Genomic DNA, 11133 nt, shown 5'->3' on the forward strand with positions numbered 1-11133 from the left:
TCATTAGAAAATCGATTAATAATCGGAAAATATTCCCTAATGACCGTTCGGCACTCAAGGTGATATACTTGGCTTCCCAAAAATGGACTATGTCTTTGAGAGATTGGAGAACTGCCATGAACCGATTTGCCATCGCAATTTGAGGGTAGATTTCCTCAATGAAAAATGCAGTTACACAAAAGAACCATTGATACATTAATTCAAGGTCATATCACGCTCAGTTTGCCATTTGAAAATGATTCACCGGTTCCAAATCGTGTGAAATTTCTTGGTAAGCAGAATACAGAATGCTTTGTAAGACGCTGACTATCTTTTCTCCTGGGTTAAATAAATAATTGTTTAAGGACGTACTCGATTTAGTCTGAGCTTGTTCCACTTGCATTTTTACTGTGCCAATATCCCCGTCTTCAATTTCATCATGCAATTTATTGTAAAAAAGTGCCCACTGGCGACGTGCATTTGAAAGCCAAGAACGTTTGAATTGATCATAAAATCCGGACCAATCAACCTCCAACCCCTTACATTGATTTGAAATCAAAAGCTTAGCTGCTTCGTGGACTTGTTTCCATGCACCATCCTCATCACAAAATGGACTTATCTCAGTTCCATCTAACTCACCTGTTGTACAAATTTTAATGAAATTCTCTTTAAAAACGGCATCTTGTAATAGTTGATTTAGAGCATTTAATTGTATAAAAAAATCTTGTAGCTTTTCAAAATAGATTACTTCTTGTTGTGAGCACTGGTAGCGGCGTTCTGATTCTTTCTGAATTGATTTCGTGCGCAATTTATCCAGAATAGTGATTATTTCTGCAGCTGGGAATACTCCGGTCTTTAGCGAGGAAAGCAGAACATGAAAATCGTGAAATTCACTAGCATTATCGTCATTATGACTCACTAATTGACTAAAAGTATTTTGAGTGAGTTGCTCAAATAGAGCTTTAATATAGTCATCATCTTCAAAACTCAACATCATATTGTAACTACCGGGTTGGCCTTGTCGAGCTGCACGACCACCACCTTGTCCTTGTACTCGAAGATTATTAGGATAAAAGGTAAAAATTACATGTAAACCTCCTGCTTCCTTACTCTCAGGAGATAATAGTATATCAGTACCACGGCCCGCTGTATTTGTTGCTATGGTTATCATAGACTCTTCTCCAGCGCGTGAGACTAAATATTCCTCAGCTTCTCGTTGATTTTCATTAATGAGTTGGTGTTTTATTCCCTGTTTTCGAAGTAATTCGCTAAATTGCTCAGACTCTTTAATTGTTTTAAACAATACAAGCGAAGGACGCTTTTTACTCTGTATTTCAGAAATATATTTGAGTAATTGTTGATGTTTTTCTTCTTCAGTTTTAAAGATAAAATCAGGAAGATGCTCTCTCTGGCTTGGAAAATGCGGAGGTACATCGAAGCTGTCAACACCATAAATTTTTTGAATTTCTTCACGTTCAACTGCTTCACCCATAGTTCCTGTTAATCCCATTATCAGCTGATATAAACCAAAATAAGTAGGATGTGCAAGAGAGGCTGCTGTTAAGGATTCAGGGGTTATAGGTAGACCATGTTTTGCTTGAAGAAATTGATGTAATCCATCTTTCCATTGACTTCCTTCGTTAAGACGACCTGTATTAATATAATCAACTATAACAATATCTTCATGTTCTGCTGAGTTAGCAGCTGATTGCCCGGATGAAGATTTCACGACATAGTCTTTACCTTCTTCTTTTTGATACAAAGCTTGCATAGCACTAACTAGCCATTTTTTAAGTCGACGATCGTTTAGAGTTTGTAGTATTTCACCATATTGCTCACCGAATTGGGAAAACAATTGATGGTGCAACTCAATGGCCATGTCGTTCAACGATTTTTTCTGGTCACGGTGTTTTCTTACATAATCAAGTATGGTTGTGTAAATCCACGTGATATCTTCTTTTCCTGGAATAGATAGCAGAGCAGAATTTAAAGCAGTATCTAAAAATAAATTATCAACCTCATCAACAATGACGACATCGAAGGTTCTATCTTGTAAGACGCCATCACGCTTTGACTGACGAAGTTTTGTATTATTGAGACCATCTCTTAACATAGCAAATTCAAAGTCAGTATTGGTTCCATAAAGAATTTGACCACTAAAGTCTTCTTCTTTGCCATGATGATCACAGATATGTGATACCGTTAAACCAAGGGCTTCAAAGAAAGGAGCATATTTTTCAGCATCACGAATAGCTAAATCAGGTGATGAAGTAACAATATCTACGAAATTCCCTTGACATCCCATGAATGCAGCAAGCATTGCAATGATGGTAGATTTGCCTTCGCCAGTTTTGATTTGTGCTATTCGCCCTTTTAATTTTTCAGGTGTATTAATCAGTGCTAGCACAGATAAAATTTGCGTATCATAGGGTGAAATTTTATAGGTACGACGGATAGTTTCGGAGATGATTGCAATCAACTGGTGTTTTGCATCGGTGTCCTGTTTTTCTTTCCATTCTGCAGCACAGGCTTTTGCCCGTTCCTGTAGTGCTAGTAGAGGCAACGTATTGAGTGACTTCATTGTCGCTTTGACCGCTGCATACTGAGTTTTCAGTGTTTCAAGTTCTTCAGTTGATAAGGGAAATTGAACTAGCTCACTTTGTTGAGCAAATCTTGATAGGGTTTCTTCAATATCTCGTTCTGGATATTTTAAACCAAGGTAGCTGATATGCATTTCTTCCAGTTTTTCAACTAAACGTTTGGTATCTGGCATGGTTTCCTTGACCAATTTAAAAATCCCTGGTTGTTCGTGTAAATCAACTAATAATTGGCATGCAGTTAAATAATCTCCTATATGCGCAGCTTTTACTGGTTGTTGTAGAGTAAATAAAGCTTGAAATAAACGCTCTCCATAAAGCGATTGAATGTGTGTGGCTAAGACAATTAATTGTGCTAATTCCCCTTGATCAATAGGTGATAAAAAGCAGCTTAATACCATTTGCAGAAGCATCCTTTTTACTGATTTAGTGGTTTGAAGCAGATTAAGTTGTTGACAGAAAATAGCCCATAGATGAGCCTTCTTTTCATCCACAGCTTTTTTAATCCATGCTTCTGCTTTTTCTTGTAATAGAAAATAATCTGGCTCATCGAATAAGAAAGAAGCGGGAAACTGATTTTCTATTTCTCCTTTTACTGGTGGTGCAAAAAGGCTGACTGAACATGCTTTACTAAACATAGTATAAATCCTGGATACAATAATTAATTCTTCGAAGGTATGTTGCTCTCAGTCTCTGACAGCGTCTCTTTGCTTCTGCTATGATTAAACACGGGTCGGTAAATACCATGTCTAATTAACCGGTCTGCAACTTTCGACTCTTTTGCCATCAACAATCGTTCCTCAAGCACAAATTGAGTGTGCTTTTCCTTTATTTTTTCTTTGACAGTCTGAGAAAGCATTGCAATATTGGTTATTTCTAAACTCTTATCACCAGCTGCAACCAATTGATGTGCGATAGCCAAATGACCTTTTAGTAATGCAATTTGAGCAGGAGTGAGCCCTTGAGGATTGGGAATAGTAAAATCAGCACCGGCTTTTAGCAATGCCGCCACTGCTCCACTATGTCCCTGACTGCAGGCTATAAAAAGTGGTGTTGAATTTTCTTGATTGGCTTTGTTTACTGCAGTTGGCTCTTGAGCTAATAACAAGTCAATGATGCGTACATGGCCAAAAGAAGCGGCGTGATGTAAGGCGGTATTACCTTGGTTATCCGGCAAGTTGATCACCGCTTGTCCTGCTTGAATCAACAGTTTTGCTACATCACCAGAGTTAGTTATGGCAGCAAGATGTAATGCTGTTCGACCGCCAGCGTCGACTCCATTGGGATTGATACCCCCTAAAATCAATTCACTGGCTGCTTCCTTATTATTTGATCTTGCTGCTGCTTGTAGTAAGGTTCGGTCATGTTCTTGACTATGCCAGGAAGGTAATTGCTTGATGGCTCTTAGCATTTCGGTATCTTTACTTAAGACTGCATATTCACAGACAGTGTTTCCTAGAGCATCAGCTATATCAGGATCAGAACCCAGTTCTAGCAGAGCTGCTACTGCGTCGACATGCCCACTTAAGGCTGCAAGGTGTAAGGGGGTTCTTTTTTGGCAGCGTTTGAGTTTACTAGGACTGGAAGGCATTTCCACTTGATTAACGTCAAAGCCATGAGTGGCTAAATAGGTTATCGTTTTAACATCGCCTGCAAGCGCTGCCTGATGAAGAGGACTGTGACCTAGTTCGTCAAAAGACTGAGTATAATTTGCATCTTCACATAAGTAGCGAACAATGGATAACATGCCTTTTGCTGCAGCTAAAGCCAGTGGTGTAATGCCTCGTCTGTCTGCCTGATTCTTATGGCGTAACAAGGGTAGAATAAACAGTGCGGTCTGTTCAGATTTAGTCGAAAGAGCGTAAGCTAATGCATTTTGGCCTTGGATATCTTGGCGATCAGCTTCTGCACCCTGGCTAAGTAATAACTCCATGATACGAATGTTACCCTTCGCTGCAGCTAACATTAAAGGAGTTTGTTTTTTATTGTTTAATAAATTAGCTGAGTAGCGTGTTAGTAATGATTTAACTAAGGTGTAATTATCAGCTAGAACCGCCTCATGTAAACCACAAAAGGATGAGTTTTCACCTGTTTGATGCCCTAAACATAACTCATCAAGCTTTTCAAATAACTTAGGCTTGTTTAACTTTAAAGCAAGTTCTGCGAAACGTATTTTGGCCGTGTAATGATCTTGCGCCAATAAGGGTAAACTTTCGGGAAACCATTTTGAAAATAGTTCCAAACGATAACAAGCATCCTCTTCTGTTTTCGCCATGATGATAGCCAGCAAGACATTTTCTTTACCAATAAAATCTGTAGGTTTAATGCCTTCTTTTTTTAACAAGGCTAACATTCTGTCTGGTTGAGAAAAAGCAGGCATATCATCAGCCTTGTCCTCAAGCTCTTTAATCACTGAAGTGTAATCATAGATATTGGCGAAAATTGCTTGTAATAAGGTACCGCCAGAGGAGGATTTAAATGCATTTAATAAGTCAGTGTTTTCTTCAAGCAAATCAGCTGCCTCATCAAAAGCTTCTTCTTCAAATAATTCTTTTAAAATTTCAATCCGTTTAGGTTCTACAAAAGGTTGAAGGGTAGCGACTTCATAAGCTAAGTCAGCTGTTACCGTAGCTAACATATCTTTACTCTGAGATGGAACGGGGAGGCGTTTACGGTACTTTTCCAAAACCTTGGTTACAGCACGAGAAGGTTTATCAATCAGCCATAAATCATGAGGCCATTCTGAAGGACGCGTTAATTTAAATAAGCCTTTCAGCAAATAATCATCTTCCTGATTAACTGCTATATGGAAGGCTGTTTGCTTATTGGTATTTCTTAAAAAAACATCCGATCCCCTACTCAAAAGTAATTCGACAAGCTGAAGTGAGCCTTGGCTTACAGCAAGATGTAGTGCTGTATTTTGTTTGGTATCTAGTGGTTGATTAAGGTCCTCACAACGTTGCAACACCATATTGACAGTAGAACTATTACGGCTGTTAATTGCTGCTGAAAGCAAGTCTTGGTTTTTAACCTCTTTAGAGCCCAATTGCTTAAGTAATAAGGCTAAGCAACGATTACTGCCATGTTGAGCTGCAAACCAAGCTAGGGATTTTCCGGAATAAATGCCCGATGAAGTCACATTGCCTTCATCAAGTTGATGTTCATCTAGCCACTCACGCAGAAAACCAATCTCATCGGCAATAACAGCATGATGAATAAGTTTTAAATCCTTTTGCTTGCTTTTGAAAGGGACTTGTTTATCAATCAAGTCATAGGCAAGAAAAAAATGACCAAATTGTGCAGCAAGAGCCAATAAATTATTCCCATCATACTTTTGGTTTGCATCAATTTGATGTTGCTTAGTTAACAGCTTAAACCGGTGGTATTCACCATTTCGGACTAGATAATAAACGTAGCTATAACCTTGCTTATCGCGTAATTGGGGATTTTCATTTCGAGCTATCAAAATATCACTTACAGTGGGCATGCCATATTGTATAGCAAGCATGGATGCGGTTTGTCCCTGCTCGTTAATCGTGTTGATAGCAGCATGCTGTGCTAATAACTGGGCCGCTTCAACATGTCCAGCTTTAATGGCTAACATGAGTGGCGTTTCTCCATCGATTGTTTTCTCATCGACGGAAAGTCTTTGCTCGATTAAATAGCGAATTAGCTCAACATCTCCTGCTTCGGCCGCGATATGCAAAATAGTTTTTTTAGATTCAAGCGGCAAGTACAGATTTATACCTTGTTGTGCCATTAGTTTAATTAGCTCAAGCTCACCTTGTTGAGCTGCACAATGAAGAGGGGTGAATCCATCCGTTTTACGCTTAACATCCAGCTTTGCACCTTTTGCAATTAATTTCAGCGCAACTGCGGATAATTTATTTTCAATAGCTAGGTGAAGCGGGGTCATATGATTATCTATGGTTTTACTGATTTCAAGTGTGGAGACTTTTTCTAACATCAGCAAAGCAATGTCAGGGTAGTTATTCTGTATGCTAATATACAAGGGATATAAGCCATTGGGTAAACCGTAATTGGGATTAGCACCCAAAGAGAGTAACCTCTCGACCACTGCTTTTTTTCCATACTGAGCAGCCAGTATAAGAGGTGTTGCCCCACTTTTGGTGCAGGCCTCCAATTGCTGTGGGTTTAGCTCTATGAGTTTTTCCACTACTTCAGAGTTACCTGCAATACTGGCAGCATGAATAGGAAGATGACCTAAACTGTCTTGATGATTTGTTTCATCTGGTGAAAGGCTCAGTAACTTTTCAAAATAAGGCTCACTAAGCAAAGTTGCAGCATAATGCATGAAGGTCGCACCACTGGCGTCCATTACCGTTTTGACAACCTCCGCTGATACCGAGGCATCAATGCTGTCGGTTTCACTAATGGATGATAATATTTCTTGAGCAATGTCCTGGGCTGAAGTTTCCTCAGCCAACTGATAATCTAACTGGGTATCGCAGTCTCTAACCGCAACTCTGATAACAGTATAGATCTGCCCTTGATACTGAAAGGTGTTAATTTCTTCCTCATTATCCAAACAAGCGTTGGCGACGGATAGGGCAAAATCTTCTCCATTAACGATGGGTTTACTTTCAACGTTGGGTAGCGACATTCCACAGCCGCCTATAATACGAAAATTATCGCCCGTTTTTTCTGCCAAATCCTGACCAGTGAATCCTATCACTGCATGAGTGTATTTTTTACAGATAGGGCGCGTTGATACAGCCTCAGCCTTTAGCAAGGTATTGGTAAAGTAATCAATATGTACTGAGAAAGTGTCTAATCTTTCTACCTGTTGTTCATAGATAACCTTTAAAATTCTAACGGCCTCTTTCTTAGAGGCATGAGCAATTACTTTTTCTTGATTTTTTTGGAACTCTTCTACCTTTTGTTCAGATTGAAAATGCTCTCGAACACTCTGATCAATTTCTATTTTTTTTCTAGCAATATCAGCTGCTACAAGCGCGGGGGCATTTTTAATGCCTTTGTTAATATCAGCCATTGCTTCATCGATTTCCTTGATGTTTTCGTTTAACTCCTTTATAGCTTTATCAATTTCCCCGATATTTTCACTTATTTTCTTCATACTCTTATCAACTTCATTGATATTGCTGTTTGTCTCCATAATGGCTTTAGTAAGGTCATTTATTTGCTGATTCGTTTCGGCGAGAAATTTGTTGATATTGGCCTGATTAGCGGCTCTTAAATGTGCTGGAATAGAGTTTACTTGGGCTGTTTGGTGTTGTCGTTTACTATTAACTAGAGCTGTTAATTCAGTGACTCGCTTTTGAAGAGTACTTTTTATTCCTGGACCTTTGGCAAGTTCATTTTGACGGTTGTTTTTTATTTCATTGATTTGAACAAGTTCTCTTTGTCGATTAGCCTTTAGTTCTGTAAGTTTCGAAAGTTCAATATTTGCTTCTTTCAGTTGTTCTGCCACTTGCTGATTGATAGCGGCTTCCATTTTTACGATTTCTTTTTCAATGATGGTAGAAATTTGTTTGTCCTTTACTTCATCAAGATGTTTCTTTATTTCTTCTTCCATTCCTTTGAATTTTTTACGCACCTCTTCATGAAGATCTTTTGGGATTTCATTAAACAATTCGGTAATAGCTAATTCTGGCGATTCTTTCCAACGTAAGATCAGAGTTTCTAGATGTTTTTTTAATGCGTCTTTGGTGCGCTCTATTTTTTCTGGTAGGGGAAGTGTGCTGAGTGCTTTTTTATCATCCTCTTTAAGGTGGGTGGACATTCTTTTTAGAGCCTGATGTAAACCACCATGAACTTGGTGCAACTGTTGAAGTAAAAAATGGCTGGCAGTGCCGGCTATTTTTTCCACGTCTTCTTCATTAAGCTCCTCGATTATTCCGCCTGGAAATTGCGAAGCAAGTTTGTTACGCATAATTGCAAGTACGGCTTGGGTTATTTGTTCATCCAAATAGAAGGGTAGCTTTCGGATGCGTTGCATTGAAAAAAGTGCTTTTAGGGAGGTGTCTAATGTTCCTTGAGGTTGTGATGCAATAATTTGATTGATAACCTCTGCAAAATTCATATCCAAGGGCAGAGTACGATAATAGCGTACAGGGATGGGGGGAAGAGACTTTGGAAAAGGATAAGCATGAGTGCTAGGAATCTCATCAAAAACTGGTTCTTTACCCATTTTGTCAAGGGTGGAATAAAAATAGCAAAATGAATTAATAGCTCCTAATAATTGGAAGAAATCCTGACAGAAAGGGAGTTTTGGCAACTTTTCTTTTATTTCTTCAGCAAAGAGTTCATAACAATGTCTGATTTGTTGATATTCTTCAGGATAATGCCCATGTTCTTTACAATATTCTTCTATGTAATGTTTATAATCAGGCATTAAATCGATGCTGTATTCGACTCTGAAGGTAGGATGAGGAATTAAAATATTTCCATTTCTTTGAACTTTTTCTTGGCTAGCTATAATACGAAAAGAAGTCATAAAAGGTTGTTGATAAGCTGATTGAGTAGCACTCTTATCATTCAAACCATATCTGCTCATTAGTTCACGCAAAGAAGTATAGTTCACTCCTTTGGCTTGTTCTTTGCAATATTTCTTCAAGTCTATCAGTTTACTGCGGAGAAACGCTTCATCACAATTACCTGTTTCATGCCAAATCTTTAAAAATTCAGCATCAAAAACGCCACCATTTAAAAAGCCTTTCATCCAATAATCTAATAATCCGATAATTTCTCCTATGAGCGTGTTTTGATAAGCCGGATGAATAACAGGGTACAAAAAGCCCATTTGATTAAAGTGTAAACTAAAAAAGGGAAAGGATTTATGCGTGAAATAACCTACCTTTAATTCACGGGTTATTTGACTCAAAAAAGGTTTTGGAAAGGGTGATTTTACATCCGTAGGTAGACAAACAAAATATTCATTGGCTAAAGCATGAGCCTCGCTGTCAATGAGATCGTTGATAGTCGATACATCGTTGCCAACACCACCTATTTCACGACAAAAATTGACTACGTCACGTAATTTTGATCCTGGATTAAACGAATTATAACTTGAAATTAAATTTGTCATTGAAGCTACACTGCGAAATTCGCCCAGTGATAAGGAATAACCCATACCAAGCTCACTGCATGCTTTAGAATAAGCGGAAAATAAGCTTGGAGATAATTTGCTCATCTCCTGTGACAGAGCCCTTCTCACTGCGTTATGAACATCCAATGAAGAGACTCGATTAAAATTAGAGTTATAAGTATTGGTATACATATTTAAGTAACTATAAGAGTTATTCATACCATAAGGATTATAAAAGGGTGATTGCCATGAATAAGGTCGTGGAATCATGTTTGGCGCTGAAGGCCTAGGTCGATAAATATTAACATTAGGTGGTGCAAAAGAATTTAATGCATTATTAAGTATACGATCGCGAGTTAAGGTTGTTTGACATTGCCTTTGTGCTGACGCAGTTGGTGTCTGCGTTTGAGAGGGGGTCTGAGTCCCTCGCGCCGAGGCAAAAGCATTATGACATGCCTGATTTGTAGCCTGAGCCCAGGGTGCTACAGTTCTATCTACACTAGATTGAATGGCTACACCGATACCAATAGTCACAGGAATTCCAACCCATGGTGTTTCTGCTATGGAATTAATCACAGCTGCTGGGGCTACAACTCTTGCTGTTAGAAGAGCAGTGCCTCCGATTCTGACTAAGCCTGATGCACTGCCGCAAGCGAGGTTCTCAACAACCTCTCCTGGATTGTGCGCGATATCGTGGGCAACTTCTGCCACTACTTCAACAGCCTCACTGATAATATGCAAAGGACGAGGTAAATGTTGATTTAAAAAATGAGCAGATCTTGCTACGGGTCCTAAACCTTGAGCAACAGCGTGCGCGGCATCGCCTATTTGAGAGGCTACCCCGTGCTCTTGATGATCATCATGATGGTTGTTATTGTTTCGCGATTGATCAGTGTTATTCCCGCGCTCACGCATGAGTAAGTCCTTGATATTCTGTAACTAAGCCGATCCTATCTACACAGAGCTATCAATGCTGCAATTTGAATAAACGACTAGTACTGGATTAAATTTTCGACATTATAAATGAAATTAACTTGAAATGCCCACATATCAATCACCGAGTAATTATTTTTTCATTCTTCCTGCATCGGGTTAACGTTATTTTGACTTTTAAAGAGGCCATCAAAAGAATTACAAGAAAAAGAATGAAAATCCTAGTAGGATCACTTGCCACGAAAGAATACCTTCTAGTTTTGATCTTGCCTGAGAAAAACAGGTACTTATCTAAACGACTAATTTGACTTCAAATTTTACTGGAGATAGATAATTCAGCATGGAATGAAGTCGCTTCCCCTTGTAATAGACGTGCTATTAATTCGGGGGAAAGGTCACTACCTGGGGCAAAGGGAGTAATGGAGCCGCCACCCACTTAAGCATTAAATTAGAAATTAACTTATTCGACTTGGTTATTATATAGCATATTGATATATCTGTTTTGGCTCTAGTTAAGAAATCACTGTATTTTAGACCTATTTAACCTATTGTTAT

General features: G+C 38.7%; 2 protein-coding genes and 1 pseudogene. 1 reads left to right on the forward strand and 2 read right to left on the reverse strand.

All coding sequences use genetic code 11. The features are described 5' to 3' along the window. Nucleotides 1-143, forward strand: a pseudogene (locus Lnau_RS16855) (IS256 family transposase); the annotation flags it as partial. A 74-nt stretch (nt 144-217) separates the two neighbouring features. Here the strand turns inward: Lnau_RS16855 and Lnau_RS15950 are convergent. Then, complete coding sequence (locus Lnau_RS15950) at nt 218-3214, reverse strand: preprotein translocase subunit SecA (RefSeq protein ID WP_058506131.1); 2997 nt, start codon at nt 3212-3214, stop codon at nt 218-220. A gap of 23 nt (nt 3215-3237) precedes the next feature. Next, nucleotides 3238-10560: an ankyrin repeat domain-containing protein gene (locus Lnau_RS15955; protein ID WP_058506132.1), complete on the reverse strand. Its 7323-nt coding sequence runs from the start codon at nt 10558-10560 to the stop codon at nt 3238-3240. Nucleotides 10561-11133 lie beyond the last annotated feature (573 nt).

Origin of the sequence: Legionella nautarum (assembly GCF_001467895.1) — a bacterium.
Classification (GTDB): domain Bacteria; phylum Pseudomonadota; class Gammaproteobacteria; order Legionellales; family Legionellaceae; genus Tatlockia; species Tatlockia nautarum.

What these genes read in the sequence shown, in the direction of transcription:
- Lnau_RS15955 (WP_058506132.1), bottom strand. Translation starts at nt 10,560, where the DNA reads ATGCGTGAGCGCGGGAATAACACTGATCAATCGCGAAACAATAACAAC.
- Lnau_RS15950 (WP_058506131.1), bottom strand. Translation starts at nt 3,214, where the DNA reads ATGTTTAGTAAAGCATGTTCAGTCAGCCTTTTTGCACCACCAGTAAAA.